The organism is Pleurocapsa sp. PCC 7319 (genome assembly GCF_000332195.1).
GTDB lineage: Bacteria > Cyanobacteriota > Cyanobacteriia > Cyanobacteriales > Xenococcaceae > Waterburya.
This window is the reverse complement of the sequence record NZ_KB235922.1, coordinates 5,880,746-5,902,163: the sequence shown is the minus strand read 5'-3', so window position 1 is coordinate 5,902,163 and position 21,418 is coordinate 5,880,746. Positions and strand designations below refer to the sequence as shown.

The window sequence follows — 21,418 nt, the reverse complement described above, 5'->3', positions numbered from 1 at the left end:
ACCTCATGTAATAATTCCCAAATTGTGACTACTGGTTATCATTGATTATTCACTGGGATGAGAATTCGCAGTCCGACAGATTAGGTCGTTGAGCTTGATGGTGAAATAAATTTTTCAAGGCAGCTTGTCTTCTCTGAGGAGATTCGGTTGCTAGATTCCAGAGACTCTCGTAAAAGAAAAAGGATATTCCCGCAAAGTTACGCTCGCGGGCTATTTTTACTTGCTGATAAATTTTATGCCAGAGAATTGGGCGACCTTTTAAGCCCGATAAAACTCCAATCCCGACCGGAATATGTTCTTTAGCTGCTAAAATCGCCGGTTGTTCTAGTTCCTTAATAAAGCTATCCTGGCGATCGCGATAAACCTGGACAATTAATTCCTCAATTAAACCTTTCCTCTCCCACTGATACCAATCCAGCAAAAACGAATTAAGTGAAAAATCCTGTGGGTTGGGTGATACGGAAACAATTGCTTGAGGGTTATGGCTCTTAATCTCCTGAAATAAATTTTCGACATAAACAGTAATTTTATCAGCGCGCCAGCGAACCCAATCGGGATCTTTCGGATCTTGGGGCGGTAATTTACCTTGATGTTCCTGTTGATAGAGCTTGACTGTGTATTCGTCATAGCCAAATTCCGAGGGATAACCAAAGTGATCATCTAACTGAATACCATCGATGTCATAGTTACTGACAATTTCCACAATTAAATCGGTCATGAATTGCTGCACATCGGGTCTAAGAGGATTTAACCATACCCTTTGGTGTACATTCCCTTCCCACCAAATAGTGCTATCATCTGCTCGTTTAGTTAGCCATTGAGGATGACGTTGAGCTAATTCTGAATCGGCAGGAGCCATAAAGCCAAACTCAAACCAGGGAATTACACTCATTCCCTGTTGATGTCCAGCCGTGACAATTTCATCTAAAATATCTCGGTTCTTTAATCCTTCATGGGGATCGAGAGCTAAACCCGTAACATCCTCAGAAACTTTAGAAGGATACAGAGTATAACCCCAATTCCAGACTGTAGGATAGAGAGTATTAAATTTGGATTCTGCCAACAGAGCGATCGCCTCTGTGGTTCGTTTACGATCAAACAGAACGTCGCTATCTACATTGGTTAGCCAGACTCCTCGTAGCTCCCTGAGATCTTTTACATTATCTGCTGGACAACTTCTAGTTAAAGTTAAAGTTTCGTTCTCTGCTGGTAATTGCTGGGAAAGACCAGAAAAAGGCGTAATACATACAAGAGTACACGCCAAAAGAAACAGAAAAATCAACCAAAATTGACGACCATTAGCTTGACTAAATTGCACCAATTTATTGGCATAAATATCAAATGACTTGGCGATGCGTTCTTTCATGAAGACGTTAACATATCAAAGATATAGGGATTATAACTGTTTATTTTTCAACCTTCTCTGAATGTCAAACTAAATTTAGTTTTATCAGAAATACGCTTTTAAGTAGGTAGGCAGAATAATTTATAAAACCAGACTATTAAGCTATTTCCCTATTCCCTATTCCCTATTCCCTATTCCCTATTCCCTTACCGTAGGCATTTTATATTTAATTACACCCACCTACTTATGTACATTCGTAATGCTGTAACCCAAGACTTACCAGCAATTGTCAATATTTACAATCAAAGTATTCCCAGTCGTCAAGCTACTGCCGATACTGAGCCAGTCACAGTTGCTAGTCGCTTAGATTGGTACCGAAATCGTTGTAGTAATCGTCCCTTATGGGTTGCTATTGAAGAAAATGAAATTCTAGGATGGTTGAGTTTTCAGAACTTTTATGGTCGCCCTGCTTATCAGCATACTGCTGAAATTAGTATTTATGTCCAATCACCATATCATCGTCGAGGTATTGGCAGTAGACTTTTAGAACAAGCGATCGCCCAAAGCCCACAATTACAATTAAATACCCTATTAGCTTTTGTATTTGGTCACAATCAACCTAGTCTCAATCTATTTTCCCGTTATGGCTTTAGTCAGTGGGGTTATCTGCCAGATATTGCCGAACTTGATAATAACACCAGGAGCTTAGTAATTCTAGGACTAAAATTGACACCTTCTCCGTCTAAATATTAACGCGCAATAGAAAATTTTAGTGATATTGCGTAAGGGCGAACAGCGGTTCGCCCTTACAAATAATCTGTCTTATCTAAAAACTGAAATGATATTACAACCTTTATATTCACTAAACTATTAAGCAACAGTAAGTAGCTCCACCTAATAAAACGTCTAATAGAACAGTAAAAAAATTGAAGATGATTCTCCCTAATCCCTAACCCCTATCACCCAACCCCGATCTTAACCATTCCATGTTTAATAAAGTGGATCTACTTATTATCAGCATAAGCTTCTCGTCTTGCTCTCAAATACTTCCACAGGAGAAAGACGGGTGAGCGAAATTTACGGTGGCAAAACTTTATTTTCGCGTTGTTTAAGTAACAAGTAACAAGTAACAAATAGCTTTGTGCCGTTATTCGTTACTCTTTACTCTTTACTCAAAGCGACTAAGATTGTTTAATTCCCACGCCTTTTTTCGTTCACCCGGAGAAAGACTAACTACCGTTGAAGGCACTATGGCGATAATCTTGATCGCAATTATTCTTCTTGCTTCAACCAGCTTTCCATATCAAAATATGTTTCACCATTGACTTCAAAAATCAATTGGCGATCAGCTTTGCTGGTACGCGGAGCGTAATCGCTATTGCCACCACTAAGATTAATTGGTTTACCAGATACCCAAGCACGACGATCTAGCAGTCTGGTTAGAGTAAGGTTCGGATCGGTGCCAGGTTTAAAAGTTACCAACAATCCATTGGGCAAACAGCCTCCTCCCTTATAACCAGCGACACACAATACAGGATGATTGTTTATTTCTGAGGCTTTAATATATTTCAAAGTCCCATTGCTATTAAATTGTTCAAATCTAGCAGATACTTGATTGCATCGTTCAATGGGAGTCCAAGGAGGAGGAAAAGAACGATCAAACCAGCGAATTATAGGAACTTCTCCTCTTTCTGTCCGAACATTGGTCACTAGTTGCTCCTCATTACAGAAAAACCGCCCTTGAGCGTAACTAGGCTGACTTAGAGTAGCGATCGCACCTAGAGTAACACCAACGCTAACTAAAATTTGAGTAGACAAAGAAACTTTCATCATGATACTTCCCGAATAGAGACTTCAATAGCTTTTTGAGTAACTATTGTTTGCTCTTGTTTTTTTTACACGACTTATCTATTACAATTGTATAGTTTTTTTAAAGTTTGACGATTCTATATCTGTTTAAAAATTATTTGTTTTTTATTTAATTTAAAATTCAATTAATTGCTATTTGTGCCATGGTGACTATTTCAATGGCGATCGCATATAGCATTAAGGTAGTCCTGAAACAAAATAGTCGTTATGTGATTGGCTGGTGAGGGTTATTCAGAGTTCTGAAGTCGGAATTTTGATACTTCCTACAAAAAAACTGAATTCAAAGCAACCATCGCTTGAATTCAGTTTTTTAAAAACAATTGTTTAAAAATTAAATTTAAATTGTGTTGCTTGTTTGCCCTATTGCTTGAATACAATCAGCACAAGAACAACCTAAATGCTCATTTAAAAGATTGTGGGGCTGATTGATTAATTGTAAAGTAGGGCTAATAACGTTTAAACTAAATTGCCGCAATTCTGGTTGATTAATAGTTTGAGTCAGAGCGCTATCTATTTGAGGAGCAGCAATAGCCGTATTGGCAACTAATAATAAAACCACAAAGCTAGTAGAAGCAGCTAAAAGACGTAGTAAATAATTAATCATAAAAAGTTCTCTTTAGTTGATAGTTGTACAGTAGATGATTTAAGCAATTATAGCGTTTGTCATCAATTCTTGTTACGTTACTAAAACAGTTGATTAGACCATCAATTTAAGATTAATGGTGATATTTTATGATGCACGGCTTTATTCCACCTCAACGCTATTTTCCCTATCTAACCTGGACCGAAATAGAGCAAATGCCCAATAAAAAAGATGTGGTTATTATTCAACCGATTGGGGCGATCGAACAACATGGTCCTCATTTACCTATTGCTGTCGATTCTGCTATCAGTTTAGGAGTATTAGGTAAAGCTTTAGAAAAATTGGAGTCCAATATTCCTGCTTATGCTTTGCCCTGCCTTTATTACGGCAAATCTAATGAACATTGGGGTTTTCCTGGCACCATTACCCTTAATGCCACAACTCTACTAGCTGTAATTACAGAAATGGCAGTCAGTATTTATCGTTCAGGTTTTCGTAAGCTAGTGTTGATGAATTCCCATGGTGGGCAACCACAAATTATGGAAATAGCTGCTAGAGATATTCACCAACAATTTCAAGACTTTGCTGTATTTCCTTTATTTACTTGGCGAGTGCCCCATATTGCAGGCGATCTGCTCACTTCCCAAGAATTAGAATATGGCATTCATGCAGGAGATGCGGAGACCAGTATTATGCTTTCCCTCTTGCCCGATCAGGTACACATGGATCGAGCAGTGAAAGAATATCCTCAAGGTTTACCAGAAGATAGTCTATTAGATATGGAGGGTAAGTTACCATTTGCTTGGCTCACCAAAGAATTAAGCAAAAGCGGGGTTATGGGAGATGCTACTGTTGCCACTAAAGAAAAAGGCGATCGCATTTTACAATCAGTTGCTGACGGTTGGGTACAGGTAATTCAAGATATTTACCAATTTCAACAGCCTAAATAAAGTCTGGTATTAACTAGCGGCTTGGTTGACAGTTAAAAGTTCACTGTCAGCATCGCAGTTTTTTTGTATTACTGCACAACATTCTTCTACAGAAGCATTCTGTTTCATAGCTTCGATCAAAGCTGTATAAGATTGTTGGTGTCTAGTTAATAAATTAGTTGCTTGCAACTGCGCCCAACGTTCTTTTAGAGGATAAGCGGCTTCAGGTAAGCCTGCCATCATCAATGCTTGTTTTAACTGCGATCGATCTTCCTGACCTCCTTGAGTGTCACCATAAGCGAGTTTTTCGGCAGCAATTCCCGCCATCCAAACAGTACAAAAGCGGTCTAAAGTTAAACGCATTTGTTGGGGATCGAAGGGTTGGATGGTCAAAGCTTCAGTATCAAAACTAACTCCACCTCTACCTAGCTGTCCTTGTTTGATAACTTCCCAGGCAGATAAGGTATATCCAGTGATGGGAATACCCAAAAAATAAGCAGTTAAAAAATGTCCTGCTTCGTGCTGAATAATTCTTTGACGTTGTTCAGCTGATGCAAACAGGTCTAAGAGTAAAGAAACTCCTCGACTATTCCAACTTAGAGTATCAACAGTAGCTAAACTCAGAATTCCAAAGGTGGCAGCAGCAGGGACAAAAGGAGAGATGTTAAATATTGGTCCTAGCAGAGTTGACATGGTCATTGTAAAAATTCCGACCGCAACCAAATTTAAAGCAGTTTGAGGCATTATAAATTTTTTTATTTTATTGTTTAGTTATATGTAAGTATATATTCTCTATTTAAAATAAGCTTTAATTATTTCGGCGACACAACTCATCATTGACGAAGTAATAAGAGCTAAAGCTATGTCGCCTATCAACAGAAACTGGTTAACTTAACTCTAAGGAGCTTGTACCATTCCTGTGCCAACATTATCTATTTCATAACCAGGAGCGAGAGGATCAAGTGTTCCGCTAGCAATCAATTGAGCCATTAATACTTGATGGTTCACTCGACCCGTCGTACTTAACTGACGTTGCCCCCATAAAGCAGCCACTCCAGCAACATGAGGAGTTGCCATGCTTGTTCCACTCAAGCTCCTCAATCCTCCACCTACTTTGGCTGATATTACATTTACTCCTGGTGCAGAGATATTTACTTGGTCGTTAGAAAAGCTGGCGACAGAAAAGCCACTAGAACCTTCTTGTAAAGCTCCGACTGCAATCACCCCAGTGCCAGCAGCAGGGGGAGCTACAGAGACTTCGTAACTAGGACGGTTACTTTCATTTCCTGATGCGGCAACGATAATTGTTCCCTGTCCAAATAAACCTTGTGCTTGGACAAAGCGAGAGAGTTCGGTGAAAAGATTGATATTGGCACGATAACCTTCTAAAGCGATCGAGGTTGCTGGTTCAATCGCTAATCCTTGAATATCTGTCAAGGATCTAACATATCCTGGAAAATCAATACCCAGAGACATGGAGATTACGTGAGCTCCTTCATTAACTGCCCATTGAATTGCTTTAGCAATAGTAAGTGATGAATTTCCTCCTGCACCAAGGACTTTGCCAATCAAAGCTCGTCTGACATTTCGGGCAACTCCGATACGAGTATTCTCAACATCTTTGCCAAAGATTGTTCCAGCGCAATGAGTCCCATGACCATCCAAGTCATTATCTGACTCAGTAGTAAAGTTCTTTTGAACCAGATTAACTCCTGCAAAAGCAGAATGAGATGGATCAATTCCTGTATCCAGAACTGCAACTGTAATATCGCTACCATCAAAGGGAGAACTGGTTGCGCCAACGGCTTCTATACCCCAGGTTGAATCAGCAGCAGGAGTGGCTACATCCTGCGATTCTACTGGTGCGATCAGTTTCAAGGGAAAAGCTGGTGCGATCGCCATAGTTCTGGGGTCACGACGTAGATCGTTGCGTTCGGAGAGACTGAGTTCAGTTGCTTCGATTTGCATTTGCTCAGGATCTAGTGCAAAAGTATTAGCCCCTCTTCTGACACCTAGATTGTCTGTTGTCGGTACCAAAATTTCTTGGCTGCGAAGAATTACATATTTTGTATCCTTTAACATGATCTTGCTCCATATCTTCACTATTAATTAGTCAGATAAAAACTAGCGTTTTAGGCGATTTTTAATAATTCTTTATTAGACTTGTTGCTAAACAAAAGTCTATTGTTTATTTTGCTTAAGCACTTATGACTGGGTACGATTAGTGACATCCTCCTACGCTGACTGCTTCGCAGTACAGGCGTAGGCTTCCAACTTTCGCAAGTTGAAGTTCCTGGATCGGCACTTATCTAGGCACTTGACCCCCGACAGTACGCCATTACCAGGCAGTTTCCGTTCCGACTCGTCCAGCCGTACTTTAGACAATCCTCGTTGTAAAATCACTCTTCCACTAGCATGATCCCTAGTAGTTTGGTAGCCACATTCAGAACAAATATGCTCACGCTGATTGAGTTCTTTTTTACCTGTATGAGCATTGCATTCAGGACAAATTTGACTAGTGTATTTATGGTCAACTTCCTGAAAGTATTTTCCTCGTTTCCAGCATACCCAAGACAGCAATTGTCTGAATTGACCAAACCCTCCGTCGAGCATATGTTTTCCCACAAAGCCTTTAGCAGAGAGCCGAAAATCGATATCCTCAGCAAAAATCATATCTGCTTGATCACAGAGTTGATGGCTAGTTTGAAAGTGAAAATTCTTACGAGAATTAGCAATTTTATGATGATATCTAGCTACTTTAAGCTGTGCTTTTTCCCAGTTTTTAGACCGCTTCTTTTTACGAGAGGCTTGGCGTTGCAGCACTTTCAGCCCACTTTGCCAGTCTCGAAAAAATCTAGCAGGTTCAACACGGAAGTTGTCGCTAGTTACCAAAAAAGATTTCAGTCCAATATCAATTCCAATCCCACGACCAAAAGGCAATGGAGCGGGTACTTTGACATCACATTGAATTGTGACTACTGCATACCAGATAGTTCCTCTTGCTCTAGCTACAATCCTGACTCCTTTAACGTTAAAGGAGTCAGGTATTGGTCGATGCTGATTGATTTTAATCTCGCCAATCTTAGGCAGTTTTACCATCCCATTGTTGATGGGATTTTCTTTAAACTGAGGAAACAAGAAAGACTGGTATCTCCCAAATTTCTTAAAGCGAGGAAAGCCAAAACCTCTATTCTTAAAAGCTTCCCAGGTGTTATGCATTCGCTTAACTACATCCTGAGTTACTTGAGAATGAACTTGTTTGTACCAAGGATTAGTCTTTTTCCACTGAGTAAGTTGTCGCTTCTGTTCCAGATAGCTAGGAAAAGGAATATCGGGAGACATTATATATTCCCGATTAATTGAGCAAGAGTACAAACTACATTTTCGAGCGTGCAGCCAATCTTTGAGGTCGCGCAAGCATCTGTTATACAGTCTTCTGCACGTCTCCAGCCAACCAAGCATCATCGCTTGTTGTTTGACAGTTGGTTCAATTCGATAGGTGTAATTCATAGTCAACATTCGGGTATTTTAGCACAAGATATGACACGCGATAAAATTTGTCACAATCAAAAACCCTGGGTCGACTCTCATGAGGGGCTGTGGGCGTAATCGCATTGCGCCCTTTATAAGCCCCGTCGCACGCTGACACGCTATCGCATTACAGACGTGGGGCTTCCCGCCGACAAAGCTAATTTAGCGATCGCCATTACTACTTAAATAGACTAGTTATGCTGCTTGATTATTATTTTCTGCCAGAACTTTTGCTGTAGTAGTCTCCAGCTCAGTTAAGTAATGTTCCAAATTCCAAGAAATTTTAGAACCGCGATTGGCTTCGCCACTGCGCGGAGCGCAATCGCACAGTTCAATGCCACAGATTAAATCTTCGACTGTGGCAAACTGTACCTCAGCATTAGTAGCAATTTGTTCTTTAATAGCTGAAATTAGACGAGCTTTTTTAGCGTCATCAATCACAAAAGAACTGCGGATGATAATTACATGATCAGGATTAGGAATGGGTGCGTCACGAATCGCTTTTAGTTGAGAATCATCTAGGTTATGGAGGCGGGCGATAAATGTTTCAATAATTTGTGCTTCTAAATTAGCGTTAGCTAAATCCAATAAAGCTTTGCGAGCCGTTAAAGCAACCTGCTGACTAAGGCGATCGCGCAGTTCGCGGGTAAATTTGTGTCTGTCTTGTTTAAAGCTTTCATACCATTGCAATTGAGCCAGATTTACTTCAGTTTTTGCTTGCTGTCTGAGTCTTTCTTGTTCTCGATCTACTTCTTGTTTAGCTTCTTCTAACCAAACTTGCTTTTGGGCTTCTAGTTTCTGTTGTTTTTGTCGATATAATTCTTTTTCCGCCTCAGCATCTTTCTCTTTCGCTGCTGCTGTTGCTAGCTGACGTTCGATTCTCTGCGATCGCGCTTCCATCGCTTGAGTGATGGGTTTATATAAAAAACGCTTCAGCAAAGCAACCAGAATCAGAAAGTTAATAATTTGAGCAATAACAACAAAAGGATCGATTAGCATCAGTGAGTTCGGAGTTCGGAGTTCGGAGTACTCGCTACGCGAGAAGCTACGCAACGGAGTTCGGAGTTTAAAGTTCTTACTTATTCCTAATAATGTTGCTTAAAAGTTTTGTCAGTCAATCAGGTATTAATCATACTAAACCGCATTTAGTTTGAAACCTGTAGTTTTTAATGTAACTGTTCGAGAGCGTTCGCGATCATTCCAGCGACGGTGGTGAGAATATCTTTAGCAGATTTCTTGGAGATAACTTTGATAATCAGAAATTATTTAATTACTTGTTAGTTCAATCAGAATTAGGGGAACTATAACAATACAGCTACTATCTTAGACGACATTTCCCTGACAAAAACATATTTTTCTGCTGATTATTGATATCTTTATCTCTTATGTCTTTCGCGATTAAACACGGACTTTTCAAGCTTAATATTACCGATCATCATGCAATTCTAGGAGTGTCTTTAGATGCTGAACCGAAACAAATTCGTTTGCGATATTTAAAAATAGCTCAAAAACTACATCCAGATAAATGTCGAGCAGATCAAGACAAAATGAAAACGGCAGGTCAAATTTTATCTAAGCTAGTTAATCCTGCTTATGAGCAGCTATCTAAAAAAAACAGCTTTGCTGAACATCAATTAGTTTTAACTCAATTAGGCAATCGATTAGCTGAAAACAAATCAAAAATCAAACTAGAAACTGAATCTGCTCAAGAGCTACTGAAAGCTGGAGGTAGTGCCGAATTAGTTTATCCTAAGTTATTAAAGAAAATTACCTCCGAACAGTACAATGCTCTAGAAGAAGCGACACATAATATTGGCATAATCAGTGAGTTAAATTTAGTGTATTTGATGCTTAAGTGCGAACAGGGAATTAGCAGAAGTAAATCCGTATCTTCCACCCCATCAGCTACACCCAATCCAACTACAGCTCAAAGCAAGGCTCCTAAGGCTCAAAGCAAGGTCACTAAGGCTCAACCTTCACCTCCCGCTTCATCATCTGAGACTCAAGTCAAAGTAGAGGAACCCAGCACTGAATCCAGAGTTGCTGCTTTTGTAGGTCGCGCTCAACAGTATATATCTAGAGGAGAATACGATCAGGCGATCACAGAATTACGAGATGCTCTTAGAATCGATCCTAACAATGGTATTGCTCATGCTGTGATGGGACAAGCTTATATCCGTATCAAGCAGTTAACCATGGCAAAAGTTCATATTGGCAAAGCCAGTAAAGCCGATCCTCACAATCCCATCGTCATTGAAAGTAAAAAAGAACTGGACAAACTCACCAAAATGGTTAAAAAATCAAAAACATCCAGTCCTAATTCTACTCAAAAGTCTGCTAGTAAATCTGGCAACAGTGGTTTCTTTAGTGGTATTTTTGGGTCGAAAAAAAAGTAAGATGGCACTTGTAGATATTAGTAGTAACAATATCGCAAGCAAATCTGTACTTAACTTGAAATGATTTATCAACCCCCTGCTGGAGCTAGAGATTTATTACCCTTAGAGGTAGAACAAAAACGTTGGATTAACGATCGCCTGCAAGATATTTTCCAGCAATGGGGCTACCAGCGGATTGTCACTTCCACTTTAGAATGGCTAGATACTCTAACAGCAGGTGGGGCAGTTCAACCCGATAAAGTTATTCAGTTACGCAATAACGAAGAAAACTCTTTAGGGTTACGTCCGGAATTAACTGCTTCCATTGCTCGTGCAGCGGTAACACGGATGGCTGGCAATACTTACCCTCAACGCCTTTGCTATCGCGCTAACGTGTTTCGTAATCCCCCCCAAAGTCATCATGGTCGTCAGCTAGAATTTTATCAGGCTGGAGTCGAATTGTTATTTGCAGGTGGTGTTTTAGCCGATGCGGAAGTAATTCTACTGCTAGTAGATTGTTTACATGATTTGGGCATACCAGATTGGTCAATATTATTAGGAGAAGCAGGATTAACGCGATCGCTTTTGGCAGCGTTTCCAGAATCGATTCGTCAACAGGTACGTAACTGTATTGCTAATCTTGACCATATTACCTTAAATAATCTGGAATTAGACGCAGATTTAAAAGCCCAAGCTTTATTTTTATTTGATTTAAGGGGTAAGCCAGAAGAAATTTTGAATAAAATTTTGACCTTAAGTTTAGATGATGAGGCAAAAGCAATAGTTGATAACTTAAAGTCTCTAATTGAACTGCTTAATAATAGCTGCGACCGAGCCTTACCCATAACTTTAGATTTGAGTCTATTGCAAACTTTTGATTACTATACAGGTATTGTTTTCAAAGCTGTCAGCTTCCAGGATCATCAGTCCTATATTTTGGCAGAAGGTGGACGTTACGATCGCTTATTAGGGCTATACGATCCTCATGGGAAAGCTTCACCAGGAATTGGCTTTTCCCTTTACATTGATGATTTACATTCTTGCTTGTTATCAACTGAACAACTACCCAAACAAGCTCCTAGCAGCGATTGTTTAGTAATTCCTACCACCATAGAAGTAGAAGCGATCGCTCTTAAATATGCTCGTCAGTTAAGAAATAAGGATAATTCTGCCAGGATTGAAATTGATTTGGGCGATCGCTCGGAAGCGGCAATTAAACAGTATGCTCAAACTTGTCGTATTCAACAATTAATTTGGATACTGGAAGACGGTACTCCCAAAGTCGAACTTCTAAACTAAATTATTAATAGGGGTGAACAATTAAAAAATGAAAGGCGATGGTATTAAGCAAGCTTTTTCAATCCACTAATGATAAATGGCAGCCAATTATTAAACAGCTAGAGACCATAGTTGGCAAAGATGGAGTCGTACGCCGCAAGGAAGAATTATTGACCTATGAATGTGATGGTTTAGCTAGTTATCGGCAACGTCCAGCTTTAGTTGTTCTACCTAAAACTACAGAAGAAGTCGCTGCCACAGTTAAAATTTGTCACGATCAGAATTTGCCTTGGGTTGCTAGAGGCGCAGGCACAGGTTTATCTGGAGGGGCATTACCCATCGAAGACTGCGTGTTGATTGTCACAGCCAGAATGAATCGAATTCTAGATCAGGATTTAGATAATCATTGTATTACCGTTCAGCCAGGAGTAATCAATAATTGGGTTACTCAGGCAGTTAGCGGTGCCGGTTTTTATTATGCTCCCGATCCTTCAAGTCAAATTATCTGTTCAATTGGCGGTAATGTGGCAGAAAATTCTGGGGGCGTACATTGTCTCAAATATGGGGTAACGACTAATCATGTTCTAGGGTTGAAATTAGTTACGACTGACGGCTCAATCATTGATATTGGCGGCATAGTTGCCGAAATGCCTGGATATGACTTAACAGGTTTATTTGTAGGTTCTGAAGGGACTCTAGGCATTGCTACCGAAGTAACTCTCCGCATCCTGAAACGCCCAGAATCTGTATGTGTTGTGTTAGCCAATTTCCCAACTATCGAAGACTCAGGGGCAACCGTAGCGGATATTATCAGCGCGGGTATTATTCCTGCTGGCATGGAAATCATGGATAATCTTAGTATTAATGCGGTAGAAGATATTGTTGCTACGGGTTGTTACGATCGCCATGCTGGAGCAGTACTACTAGTAGAATTAGATGGCTTAAAAGTAGAGGTTAAAGCCTACAAACAAAGAGTTGAAACAATCTGTCGGCAGAACAATGCCACTGGTATTACTACTGCGAATGATATTGATACCCGCCTGAAACTCTGGAAAGGCAGGAAAGCTGCTTTTGCTGCTGCTGGACACATTAGTCCCGACTACTTTGTACAGGATGGAGTAATCCCCCGTACTAAGCTAGCGGAAGTATTGCAAGAAATTAATGCGTTAAGCGATCGCTATGGCTATAAAATTGCTAATGTCTTTCATGCTGGAGACGGCAACTTACACCCATTGATTCTTTATGATAATTCTGTCCCTGGAGCATTTGAGACAGTAGAAGAAATTGGTGGCGAAATACTCAAACTATGTGTAGACGCTGGAGGAAGTCTATCTGGGGAACATGGAATAGGTGCTGATAAGAATTGCTATATGCCCTATATGTTTAATGAAGTCGATCTAGAAACCATGCAGTATATTCGCACAGCTCTCAACCAAAAGGGATTAGCTAATCCCGGAAAGATTTTTCCGACCCCTCGCAGTTGTGGAGAGGCTGCTAATGCTCAGAAAATGAAGCAGTTTAATAATGCAGAACTTTATTAAAATTCCCAGTGTTTTGATACTGGTTCAACTATGTAGACGAGCTGAGATGAGAATTAAGAAAAACAAGAGAATTAGGATTACTAAAGCTGAGTTAATCTCAAAAAATTTAGCTTAACGGCGAGAAGTCCCACGTCTGTATTGCGAAGCGTGTCAGTGTAGGAGAAGCCACATGTCACAACAGTCTTTATTCGTGTTTGCTTGCATCACTCCCAAGTCGGAGCATTTTGAAGATGCCCTTTCTGCCGTTGAAAGTATCATTGAGCGGACTCGTGCAGAAGCTGGCTGTCAAAACTTTTCACTTTATCAAGCCTTGGATCGATCCTGTTTTTATCTTTTTGAGGAATGGATTACACAAGAAGCTTTGAATACTCACTATGAAAAGCCTTACACTAAGGCTATTTTTGAAAAATACAAGACTTGGCTTGCCTGTCCCCCGGAGATTAGGAAAATGAACGCAGTAAAGGGATAAAGTAAGTCGTTAAAATAGCGAAAAAAGAACTTTTTTTCTAATTGATAACTCCCCCAATATGACAGAAGTAGCTCAAATATATCTAGGGAATATTAATCACAATTCTGATTTATTTGAATTAGTTCAAAAAGAAACTTGTCTGGAAGTTTTTTTAACAGTAAGCGATCGCCAGAAAGGAAGAATTCACACTCATACTGACACTGGCGTTGCTATCGGAATTATTAAAAGTCGCGATCGCGCTTTACAATCTGGAGATCTTTTTCAGACAGAATCAGGAGATTTGATACGGGTTCATCTTCAAGAGCGAGAGTTAATGGTGCTAAGTTTTTCAGAATCAGTAGCGGTTAATGTTCCAGTAAAATTAGTTCATCTCGGTCATATTTTAGGTAATCAACACTATCCAATTGTGGTGCAGGATAACAAAATATATGTGCAGTTAGTTACAGATGCCAAAATTATTGAGAAAACTATTAAAGATTTGCATATTGCTGGTTTGGAAATTAACTATGAAATGCGATCGCCCAACAAACACCTGGACTTTTCTGCTCATAGTCATTAATCTTGGGAAAAAAGATTTTTCTGAGTCTGGTCATAAGTATAAATGTATGGAAGATAATAAGATTACTGACTGCAATGATTCATTAGATTCAGTCCCTGATAATCAATTCATTAAAGAATTAAAAATAGCTGTTCAAGATTTACTTTGGATGAGTGAATCGGAATATCCATTGCAAGTTGTCTATTTGCATAATTGGGATGATCTTAGTCAGGAAAATTTATTGCAGCACTATGGCTATAATCCTGATACAAAAGTTGCAATCAAAGATTTTACATCTTTTTTTAACTCTGTTACGAGAGAACAAGAGTGGCATAATGAAGAGGAAGCAGCAGAAGTAAAACGCTATCAGTTTTTAGTGAATTTATTAACCAATAATTTGCACAATATTCAGGTTTATCGGCTAGGAGCAGTCGAAATTGATGTCTATATTTTAGGTAAAACAGTACATCAGGCGATCGCTGGATTGTTTACCAAAATCATTGAAACATAAATAACGTCTAGTGTGAATTAAGTTCACTACATTAAGTTATTGAAAAACTTGATTGTCAAAGATATTCAGGAATTTAATTAAAATAACCAATTGCCAATTAAAAATTGGGAACAAAAGACGATTACGAAGACAGATATCGTAGCTAAATTCCTTTTATAGCAGGGGGTTGGGGAGGCTATTTCCTCCCCAATGGGGGGTCTGGGGGGTTAATCCCCCAGGAACAAATGTGGTTTTAAGGATAAATTATCTATAAAAACAATCGTATCAAGCTTTTTTAATTCACACCAAGCGTAAATAATTACTTTTGATTTAATTTCTGTAATTGGCTTTTTCTATTCTTTTCTGTATTCCTTTTGGTAAAACTGCAAAAAAGTTGTAACCTGTTTTCTTTTCTACTTCGTCTACAGATACAATATAGTCTCGCCAGTCTGTATTATTCACTTTTTCCGAGTTAGGTATCCAAACAGCAATGGTTTGGGTATTTTCGTCGATCTCTTCACTGGTTCGTTCTAAAACTAAAATAACTTTCCAAGTGTATTTGGGAACAATTATTTTGCTGTTGGCAATCTTTTCGGCTGTACCGCTTCCTCCCGCCACAATATATAGTTCTTTACCCTGGTCAACTAAATCTCGGCTATATTCTTCTAATTCTCGCCATACTTCCCGATTGTTCGCGGGGGACTGGGGAATCATGTTGCTCATCAAAAAAGTGGCGCTATTATCTGATTTACGGCGAGTGCGATCGCCACTAGGAACTAGATGTCCCCGATCATAGCCACTACCACGGTAGTCGTTTGGTCTGACTGCATAGCAATTTTCGGGCAAGCTGGCATCGGGACGAAAATCATTGGAACGTTCTACTTTACCTAACCAATTCCTATTTAGTTGCCAACTTACCCAGTTAGGTGTTCCTTTGGAGCAATTATAGGCAAGAGCATACTGAGGTTTTTCAATTAAGTAGTTACGCTGATTACTAGTATTGGCTTGACTGGGATTGCCAAATTTTAGATGAATATTTTCCGAAACTTGAGTAGAGCAACCGCTTAACAAAAAAATTAAAATCAAAGCGGTCACTAGCCAAAATTTAGGAATAACTAATTTGGAGTCAATTTTCATGAATTATGACAATCACTTTTTTACCTCTGACTAGATACAGCACTATGAGAAAATATCAGGACATTTTTTGTTGCCCGTTGCCTATTCCTTGTGCTTGATGTGGATTAATAATGCTTAATTCTGAACTATTTTGTTGGTAATTTATCCTTCAAAACTAGATTTATCTCTGGGGGAACTTTCCCCCAGACCCCCTGTTGGGGAAGTGACGGCTTCCCCAAGCCCCTTCGTAACTAAAGTTCAGTCAATATATCTACTTTGATAGCTAATTTTTACTTGAAATGGCGAGTTTGATTTACATAAAGTGTATTGCTTAAATTCTTGCAGTAAGGGGAAATTATGCAGCTTATAGCTTATAGCTGAAAGCTTTAGTACAAAACTTTTCACTCCTTTAGGCACATATAGTCAAACGTATCTTATAAAATCGACATTTCGCCAATAGTTTCTAGGCGTTTAAAATCAGTTAACTGGACAAATTTATCTGCCAAATTTTCGGCGATCGCGGGGCTAATCCAACCCATTTGCTTTAACAAGTGAATTGCTACTGCATACTTTGCTCGTTTAGCTCCATCTTTTACTTTAATCGCTAGCCCCATTCCTTCGCCAATACGACCAAAACATTGAATACCTTCGGCACCAGATTTACTAACTAGCTCTCCTTCCGTTAAACGCATCAGTTCGGTATCAAAAGCACCCTCTCCAGCAATCATACGAGGATAGTAGGTCATAGCCCGGGCAATACGCTCAAGATCTAAGCTACTTCCTGCTGCTAACTGTGCATAGAGATGAGCCATCTGTTGCAGTTGCATCAAGTAGGTAGGCATTCCACAATCATCATGAGCACCAATCAACTCATCTCCAGGCATTTCCAGTAGTTCAGATATTTGACTCAAGATCAGCTTTTGTACTGGATTAGAACGATGCATATAAGTATTAAGCGGCCAGTTACGATTTTGGCAGACTGCTAATGCCCCCGCGTGTTTACCGGAACAATTGTGCTCTAAACGGTTCTTTTTTCCTTCTGGAATAGGACATTGTAAAGCACTAGGATCGACATCTGCCCTCCAAAGCACGTTAAATGCCTGTCTTGCTTGCTCAATTGTCCCTCGATGGGAGCTACAGATAATCGCCAAGTCGCGATCGCTCAAGTCATATTTTTGCAGCGTTCCGGTGGTAGTTACTGCTAATGCCTGAAATGGCTTTAAAGCCGAGCGAATAAAAGCTGATGTTTGAGAGCTGCCGGCTACGAGCAAAACCCGTCCCCGATGATCGCAAACTGTTGCTTCTACTTGATGGACTGATTCTACAATGCCTTCTCGGAGGAGATGGACTTCTAACGCTGGTGCTTGAGTTCGTTTTCCCCTGGTCATGCGATATTGAATTTACAAAAAATAGTAATGACGAGTTTAACCGAAAATCAGCCAAATTAAACTACTTAGTCCGGTAATTATCGCCAGTAGACCAAAAGTTTTACGTAACCTAATTAATATTGGCTCTATTTCATAACTGACTACCAACCGATCGCGATTTAACATTGTGGTGGGTTTGAGCCAGGTTTGTCCATCGTACCAGCCAGATTCTTCATAAAATATGCGATCTCTTTTGAGACGATTCCTGACATATTGCCAACCCAGATAGATTCTCGATAAAAACAATCCAGTTAGTAAACAAACACCAATCAAGCTAGACAAAAAAAACTTAAGGGGCTCTTGTGCAGGAGAAAAGATCGACATTGCTAGTGGCGCAGCTAAAATCAGACTCCAAAAACAAACCCAAGCAATTTTCTTGCTATATTTACCTATGGCTAAAGTTCCCCAGTCAAATAACCACGATTCTTTAAGCTGTTCATATTCGTGGATTGGTTGTTGCTCTCTGGGAACGGGACAAAAATTAATGGTAGATTTATTCATGGCAGCAAAATCCTAACTGTGCTGAGAAAATTCAATGCGTTCGGCATGTCCCCAAAACGCTTCTAAATTATAGTATTCTCTCTCTTCAGGAAGAAAGGTATGGACAATCACGTCTTCAAAATCTTGAACCACCCAGTTTCCTTCTCTTTTACCTGAAACCCTTACAGGCTGAAGATTATACTTTTCATCAATCCTTTCTTCAATTGATTCGGCGATCGCTTGTAGCTGAGTTCGCGAGAATCCAGTAATAATTACAAAATAATCGGCTAAATAAGAGATGTCAGTAACTTTTAACAGTACAATATCCTCAGCTTTTTTGTCTTCGGCGGCAGCGGCTATCTCCCATGCTAATTCTTTACTGCTGACTGTTGACTTAATATGAGATGTTTTTTTAGAAGTGATCGTCTGTTTTGATGATAATTTATTCATTAAATATATAATCGAAGATTTTTTAATTCTCGTTGAGTAATTTATGCGTGTTTGGCAAAAATTTGATTGGCAGCTGATTATTCTTTAGATTCATGTGTTTTATCGAGCTAGAGTCAAAGCCCAATTCCTAGTTAAAATAGTGCGGGGATGAATGATTTTTTGATTACTTACTAAATATTTTAAAGAATAATCACTGGTTTGTTGTACACATTTGTAAAGATTTTTCTGAGCAACATTGCGCATCGCTTCTAATTCTGTATTGTCTCCACGGTTTGGTTCGAGAGCATCGGCAATAAACACCACACAGCTTAATTTGTTCATTTGTGGCGATCCCAGAGTATGATTAGCAATTGCCGTGAGAATTTCGGGATCTTTAACTCCAAATTCCTGTTGAGCAACCACTGCCCCTACTTCTGCATGAATGAGATGGGGGTGATTAATGCAGATCTCGTCTAATGGGAGCTTAGCTGCTTTCGCTATTTTAAGTAATTTACGAGGAGAAAAAAACTTTGCCAAATCATGCATTAAACCAGCCTGGGCTGCTTGCTGTTCATTGAGTTGGTGACGACGAGCCAAGTCAATACAAGTTTGTTCTACTCCCAGAATATGTTGTAGACGATGATTAGAAACATTTTTCTCCAGCCAGGACAAAACGCGATCGCGCATAAAACAAATGATTAGCAGCTATAAAAAGTGATATTCAGTTAATTTTACAAAATTAATTTCTGATTGCGGAAGTTCTAAGTAAATTCCAAGCTTATAAGCTTAAGCTGATTAGAGCAAAAATGATGAAGCTATTTCTAGCCAAGTTCCATTCACCATTAATCAATAATCGACAATTCTGGGTTGTGATGTTTAATAATGCCAAGAAGATTTAAGAAAAACAACTGTGCGATTAATTTATGTTTAGGATTGGTAATTATTCTCTTAATCCTGTTATTTCTTGGTGTTAATAGTCCTTTGAAGGCAGTCTTTGATCCTATTTACTTAGAGAGCTATTTTCAACAATACGAAAATTATCTAGAAGTCTTATTTATTTTTGTTTATACAGTTTTGACCGTTGTTGGTGTTCCCGGAACAGTCTTAACCATTGCCGGAGGTGGGCTATTTGGTCTGTGGCACGGTACTCTAATTTCAATTATCAGTGCAACTTTGGGAGCATTGTGCAGTTTTTGGACAGCCCGCTACCTATTACAAAACTATGCTCAACGTAAACTTAGCCAAAGCAAACAACTAATTAGATTTCAACAAGCAGTTTTAGATCAGCCTTTTACATTCGTCCTGGCAACTCGTTTTATTCCTATTTCTCCTTACAATTTGGTTAACTATTTATTTGGTTTAACCACAATTAACTGGTTTGATTATACTTTGGCTACCTTTATTGGGGTAATTCCTGGTAGCTTTGCCTATACATGGATCGGAGTGAGTGGTAAGGTGGCGATGAGTGGAGGAGATCGCCTCTCATTATTTTTAGCTTTAACTTTTTTAGCTTTACTGACGATAATTCCTTTAGTGCTTAAAAAACAAAAGAAATTTTAAATTATTAGTTTGAGCAACCAATCCAACTTGACAATCAGGGCGATCGCTTTAAACTTAGATAAAATAATCACTCAAAAACATCCGTCTAAAAAAGGGGATTGACCCTACACACAAAAATCATTACAGAAAGCTTTAAGGCGGTCGAGAACCCTTTTATGTTAGAATTTTTGAGTATTTTTTCATAACGCAACAAAACCAAAGCTTTAAGGCATTTTTTCGGAGAGACTACATGACTAGCACTTACGATGCAGATCAGATTCAGGTTCTTGAGGGTCTAGAGGCAGTACGCAAACGCCCAGGGATGTACATTGGTTCAACGGGACCAAAAGGACTGCATCATCTAGTATATGAAGTGGTGGATAATTCCATCGATGAAGCACTGGCTGGTTATTGCACTCATATAGAAATTGACATTAATGCCGATGGTTCAATTACTGTTACCGATGACGGAAGAGGTATACCTGTCGGGGTTCATACCAAAACAGGAAAATCCGCTTTAGAAACGGTAATGACTGTCTTACATGCTGGCGGTAAATTTGGTGGAGCAGGAAGCGGTTACAAAGTTTCTGGTGGTTTACACGGGGTTGGTGTATCAGTAGTTAACGCACTTTCAGAATGGGTTGAAGTCACGGTTTGGCGGGAGCAGAAAATTCATCTGCAACGTTATGAAAGAGGAAAAGCGCAGGGGGAGTTAAAAGTCAAGCCAAACCAAAACAATCCCAAGCAAACAGGAACTTCTGTCCATTTTTTCCCAGATAACACAATCTTTACCGAAACTACTGTCTTTGAGTACGAAGTGTTGGCGAAAAGGTTAAAAGAATTAGCCTATCTCAATGCGGGAATTAAAATTACTTTTACCGATAATCGTGGGGAAGAAATACATCAGGATGTCTTTTGTTATGAAGGTGGCATCAAAGAATACGTCAGTTACATGACACTGGAAAAAGACCCCCTACATGAAGACATTATCTATGTCAGCAAAGAAAAAAATGGCGTAACTGTAGAAGTTGCCTTGCAGTGGTGTATCGATTCTTATAGTGATAACTTACTAGGTTTTGCTAACAATATCCGTACCATTGATGGCGGTACTCACCTCGAAGGTTTAAAAACTGTCCTCACCAGGACAATGAATACCTTTGCTCGTAAACGTAATAAACTCAAAGATGCTGATAAAAACCTTGGTGGGGAAAATGTTCGAGAAGGCTTAACAGGGGTGATTTCTGTAAAAGTACCCGAACCAGAATTTGAAGGACAAACCAAAACTAAATTGGGTAATACAGAAGTTAGAGGGATTGTAGATTCTCTCGTTGGGGAAGTCCTAAACGATTATTTGGAATTTAATCTTAATGTCGGCGATGCCATTATCGAGAAGGCTGTACAGTCTTTTAAAGCAGCAGAAGCAGCTCGTCATGCTAGAGAATTAGTTCGCCGCAAATCAGTATTAGAGTCTTCTCCTCT

Annotated in this window: 21 protein-coding genes and 1 pseudogene; 10 read left to right on the top strand and 12 right to left on the bottom strand. The window is 39.4% G+C overall.

All coding sequences use genetic code 11. The annotated features are described in order from the left end of the window. Positions 1-49: 49 nt before the first annotated feature. A complete protein-coding gene (locus PLEUR7319_RS0130840) occupies positions 50-1,366 on the bottom strand; it encodes a glycoside hydrolase family 10 protein (RefSeq protein WP_019509100.1) in 1,317 nt (438 codons plus the stop codon). A 225-nt stretch (positions 1,367-1,591) separates the two neighbouring features. Between PLEUR7319_RS0130840 and PLEUR7319_RS0130835 the strand changes: the two genes are divergently transcribed. Next, positions 1,592-2,098 (top strand): GNAT family N-acetyltransferase, encoded by a 507-nt coding sequence (locus PLEUR7319_RS0130835; protein ID WP_019509099.1) that lies wholly within the window; start codon positions 1,592-1,594, stop codon positions 2,096-2,098. Between the two features lie 519 nt (positions 2,099-2,617). Here PLEUR7319_RS0130835 and PLEUR7319_RS0130830 read toward each other — a convergent pair. Then, positions 2,618-3,178, bottom strand: coding sequence for a COP23 domain-containing protein (locus PLEUR7319_RS0130830; RefSeq protein ID WP_237743645.1), 561 nt, complete (start codon positions 3,176-3,178; stop codon positions 2,618-2,620). A 373-nt stretch (positions 3,179-3,551) separates the two neighbouring features. Beyond that, positions 3,552-3,818 (bottom strand): hypothetical protein, encoded by a 267-nt coding sequence (locus PLEUR7319_RS0130825; protein ID WP_019509097.1) that lies wholly within the window; start codon positions 3,816-3,818, stop codon positions 3,552-3,554. A gap of 128 nt (positions 3,819-3,946) precedes the next feature. On the opposite strand from PLEUR7319_RS0130825, the gene PLEUR7319_RS0130820 reads away from it, so the two are divergent. Beyond that, positions 3,947-4,747 carry a creatininase family protein gene (locus PLEUR7319_RS0130820; protein WP_019509096.1) on the top strand — a complete coding sequence of 267 codons (801 nt, stop codon included), beginning with the start codon at positions 3,947-3,949 and terminating at the stop codon, positions 4,745-4,747. A 9-nt stretch (positions 4,748-4,756) separates the two neighbouring features. On the opposite strand, the gene PLEUR7319_RS0130815 is transcribed toward PLEUR7319_RS0130820, so the two are convergent. The 4 genes from PLEUR7319_RS0130815 to PLEUR7319_RS0130800 all read right to left on the bottom strand — a co-directional run bounded on the left by PLEUR7319_RS0130815 (position 4,757) and on the right by PLEUR7319_RS0130800 (position 9,256). Then, entirely contained in the window at positions 4,757-5,470 is a 714-nt protein-coding gene (locus PLEUR7319_RS0130815) for a hypothetical protein (protein WP_019509095.1), read from the bottom strand. Between the two features lie 153 nt (positions 5,471-5,623). Continuing rightward, positions 5,624-6,808, bottom strand: a complete 1,185-nt coding sequence (locus PLEUR7319_RS0130810; RefSeq protein WP_019509094.1) for a S8 family serine peptidase — start codon at positions 6,806-6,808, stop codon at positions 5,624-5,626. 153 nt (positions 6,809-6,961) lie between these two features. Further along, complete coding sequence (locus PLEUR7319_RS37270; protein WP_063822254.1) at positions 6,962-8,245, bottom strand: RNA-guided endonuclease TnpB family protein; 1,284 nt, start codon at positions 8,243-8,245, stop codon at positions 6,962-6,964. 207 nt (positions 8,246-8,452) lie between these two features. Further along, entirely contained in the window at positions 8,453-9,256 is an 804-nt protein-coding gene (locus PLEUR7319_RS0130800; RefSeq protein ID WP_019509091.1) for a hypothetical protein, read from the bottom strand. A 386-nt stretch (positions 9,257-9,642) separates the two neighbouring features. Here PLEUR7319_RS0130800 and PLEUR7319_RS0130795 point away from each other — a divergent pair, with 386 nt between their 5' ends. The 6 genes from PLEUR7319_RS0130795 to PLEUR7319_RS0130770 all read left to right on the top strand — a co-directional run bounded on the left by PLEUR7319_RS0130795 (position 9,643) and on the right by PLEUR7319_RS0130770 (position 14,969). After that, positions 9,643-10,653, top strand: coding sequence for a DnaJ domain-containing protein (locus tag PLEUR7319_RS0130795; protein WP_019509090.1), 1,011 nt, complete (start codon positions 9,643-9,645; stop codon positions 10,651-10,653). A 60-nt stretch (positions 10,654-10,713) separates the two neighbouring features. Then, positions 10,714-11,931 (top strand): ATP phosphoribosyltransferase regulatory subunit, encoded by a 1,218-nt coding sequence (locus tag PLEUR7319_RS0130790; RefSeq protein WP_019509089.1) that lies wholly within the window; start codon positions 10,714-10,716, stop codon positions 11,929-11,931. 38 nt (positions 11,932-11,969) lie between these two features. Beyond that, positions 11,970-13,451 (top strand): glycolate oxidase subunit GlcD, encoded by a 1,482-nt coding sequence (gene glcD, locus PLEUR7319_RS0130785; RefSeq protein ID WP_019509088.1) that lies wholly within the window; start codon positions 11,970-11,972, stop codon positions 13,449-13,451. 169 nt (positions 13,452-13,620) lie between these two features. Further along, entirely contained in the window at positions 13,621-13,920 is a 300-nt protein-coding gene (locus PLEUR7319_RS0130780) for a putative quinol monooxygenase (RefSeq protein ID WP_019509086.1), read from the top strand. Positions 13,921-13,978: 58 nt separating this feature from the next. Beyond that, positions 13,979-14,479, top strand: a complete 501-nt coding sequence (locus PLEUR7319_RS0130775) for an urease accessory protein UreE (protein WP_019509085.1) — start codon at positions 13,979-13,981, stop codon at positions 14,477-14,479. Then, positions 14,427-14,969 (top strand): nuclease A inhibitor family protein, encoded by a 543-nt coding sequence (locus PLEUR7319_RS0130770; RefSeq protein ID WP_202804270.1) that lies wholly within the window; start codon positions 14,427-14,429, stop codon positions 14,967-14,969. Before PLEUR7319_RS0130775 ends, PLEUR7319_RS0130770 begins: the two co-directional genes overlap by 53 nt. A gap of 309 nt (positions 14,970-15,278) precedes the next feature. Here PLEUR7319_RS0130770 and PLEUR7319_RS0130765 read toward each other — a convergent pair whose 3' ends face one another. The 5 genes from PLEUR7319_RS0130765 to yqeK form a co-directional block, all read right to left on the bottom strand. Beyond that, the gene (locus PLEUR7319_RS0130765; protein ID WP_019509083.1) at positions 15,279-16,085 is read right to left on the bottom strand and encodes a DNA/RNA non-specific endonuclease; all 807 of its coding nucleotides are present in this window, start codon (positions 16,083-16,085) and stop codon (positions 15,279-15,281) included. A 413-nt stretch (positions 16,086-16,498) separates the two neighbouring features. Beyond that, positions 16,499-17,452 carry an asparaginase gene (locus PLEUR7319_RS0130760; protein WP_019509082.1) on the bottom strand — a complete coding sequence of 318 codons (954 nt, stop codon included), beginning with the start codon at positions 17,450-17,452 and terminating at the stop codon, positions 16,499-16,501. A gap of 36 nt (positions 17,453-17,488) precedes the next feature. Then, positions 17,489-17,992, bottom strand: coding sequence for a CGLD27 family protein (locus PLEUR7319_RS0130755; protein ID WP_019509081.1), 504 nt, complete (start codon positions 17,990-17,992; stop codon positions 17,489-17,491). Positions 17,993-18,004: 12 nt separating this feature from the next. Then, on the bottom strand, positions 18,005-18,421 hold the full coding sequence (rsfS, locus tag PLEUR7319_RS0130750; RefSeq protein ID WP_019509080.1) for a ribosome silencing factor: 417 nt from the start codon (positions 18,419-18,421) through the stop codon (positions 18,005-18,007). Positions 18,422-18,520: 99 nt separating this feature from the next. Next, entirely contained in the window at positions 18,521-19,087 is a 567-nt protein-coding gene (yqeK, locus tag PLEUR7319_RS0130745) for a bis(5'-nucleosyl)-tetraphosphatase (symmetrical) YqeK (protein WP_019509079.1), read from the bottom strand. Positions 19,088-19,282: 195 nt separating this feature from the next. Here yqeK and PLEUR7319_RS0130740 point away from each other — a divergent pair, with 195 nt between their 5' ends. Next, entirely contained in the window at positions 19,283-19,960 is a 678-nt protein-coding gene (locus PLEUR7319_RS0130740) for a TVP38/TMEM64 family protein (protein WP_019509078.1), read from the top strand. Between the two features lie 229 nt (positions 19,961-20,189). After that, positions 20,190-21,368, top strand: a pseudogene (locus PLEUR7319_RS43735) (ATP-binding protein); the annotation flags it as partial. Positions 21,369-21,418 lie beyond the last annotated feature (50 nt).

Excerpts from the sequence above, each read along its gene's own strand:
- PLEUR7319_RS0130840 (WP_019509100.1), bottom strand. The coding sequence starts at position 1,366 with ATGAAAGAACGCATCGCCAAGTCATTTGATATTTATGCCAATAAATTG.
- PLEUR7319_RS0130835 (WP_019509099.1), top strand. The coding sequence starts at position 1,592 with ATGTACATTCGTAATGCTGTAACCCAAGACTTACCAGCAATTGTCAAT.
- PLEUR7319_RS0130830 (WP_237743645.1), bottom strand. The coding sequence starts at position 3,178 with ATGATGAAAGTTTCTTTGTCTACTCAAATTTTAGTTAGCGTTGGTGTT.
- PLEUR7319_RS0130825 (WP_019509097.1), bottom strand. The coding sequence starts at position 3,818 with ATGATTAATTATTTACTACGTCTTTTAGCTGCTTCTACTAGCTTTGTG.
- PLEUR7319_RS0130820 (WP_019509096.1), top strand. The coding sequence starts at position 3,947 with ATGATGCACGGCTTTATTCCACCTCAACGCTATTTTCCCTATCTAACC.
- PLEUR7319_RS0130815 (WP_019509095.1), bottom strand. The coding sequence starts at position 5,470 with ATGCCTCAAACTGCTTTAAATTTGGTTGCGGTCGGAATTTTTACAATG.
- PLEUR7319_RS0130810 (WP_019509094.1), bottom strand. The coding sequence starts at position 6,808 with ATGTTAAAGGATACAAAATATGTAATTCTTCGCAGCCAAGAAATTTTG.
- PLEUR7319_RS37270 (WP_063822254.1), bottom strand. The coding sequence starts at position 8,245 with ATGTTGACTATGAATTACACCTATCGAATTGAACCAACTGTCAAACAA.
- PLEUR7319_RS0130800 (WP_019509091.1), bottom strand. The coding sequence starts at position 9,256 with ATGCTAATCGATCCTTTTGTTGTTATTGCTCAAATTATTAACTTTCTG.
- PLEUR7319_RS0130795 (WP_019509090.1), top strand. The coding sequence starts at position 9,643 with ATGTCTTTCGCGATTAAACACGGACTTTTCAAGCTTAATATTACCGAT.
- PLEUR7319_RS0130790 (WP_019509089.1), top strand. The coding sequence starts at position 10,714 with ATGATTTATCAACCCCCTGCTGGAGCTAGAGATTTATTACCCTTAGAG.
- glcD (WP_019509088.1), top strand. The coding sequence starts at position 11,970 with ATGGTATTAAGCAAGCTTTTTCAATCCACTAATGATAAATGGCAGCCA.
- PLEUR7319_RS0130780 (WP_019509086.1), top strand. The coding sequence starts at position 13,621 with ATGTCACAACAGTCTTTATTCGTGTTTGCTTGCATCACTCCCAAGTCG.
- PLEUR7319_RS0130775 (WP_019509085.1), top strand. The coding sequence starts at position 13,979 with ATGACAGAAGTAGCTCAAATATATCTAGGGAATATTAATCACAATTCT.
- PLEUR7319_RS0130770 (WP_202804270.1), top strand. The coding sequence starts at position 14,427 with ATGAAATGCGATCGCCCAACAAACACCTGGACTTTTCTGCTCATAGTC.
- PLEUR7319_RS0130765 (WP_019509083.1), bottom strand. The coding sequence starts at position 16,085 with ATGAAAATTGACTCCAAATTAGTTATTCCTAAATTTTGGCTAGTGACC.
- PLEUR7319_RS0130760 (WP_019509082.1), bottom strand. The coding sequence starts at position 17,452 with ATGACCAGGGGAAAACGAACTCAAGCACCAGCGTTAGAAGTCCATCTC.
- PLEUR7319_RS0130755 (WP_019509081.1), bottom strand. The coding sequence starts at position 17,992 with ATGAATAAATCTACCATTAATTTTTGTCCCGTTCCCAGAGAGCAACAA.
- rsfS (WP_019509080.1), bottom strand. The coding sequence starts at position 18,421 with ATGAATAAATTATCATCAAAACAGACGATCACTTCTAAAAAAACATCT.
- yqeK (WP_019509079.1), bottom strand. The coding sequence starts at position 19,087 with ATGCGCGATCGCGTTTTGTCCTGGCTGGAGAAAAATGTTTCTAATCAT.
- PLEUR7319_RS0130740 (WP_019509078.1), top strand. The coding sequence starts at position 19,283 with ATGCCAAGAAGATTTAAGAAAAACAACTGTGCGATTAATTTATGTTTA.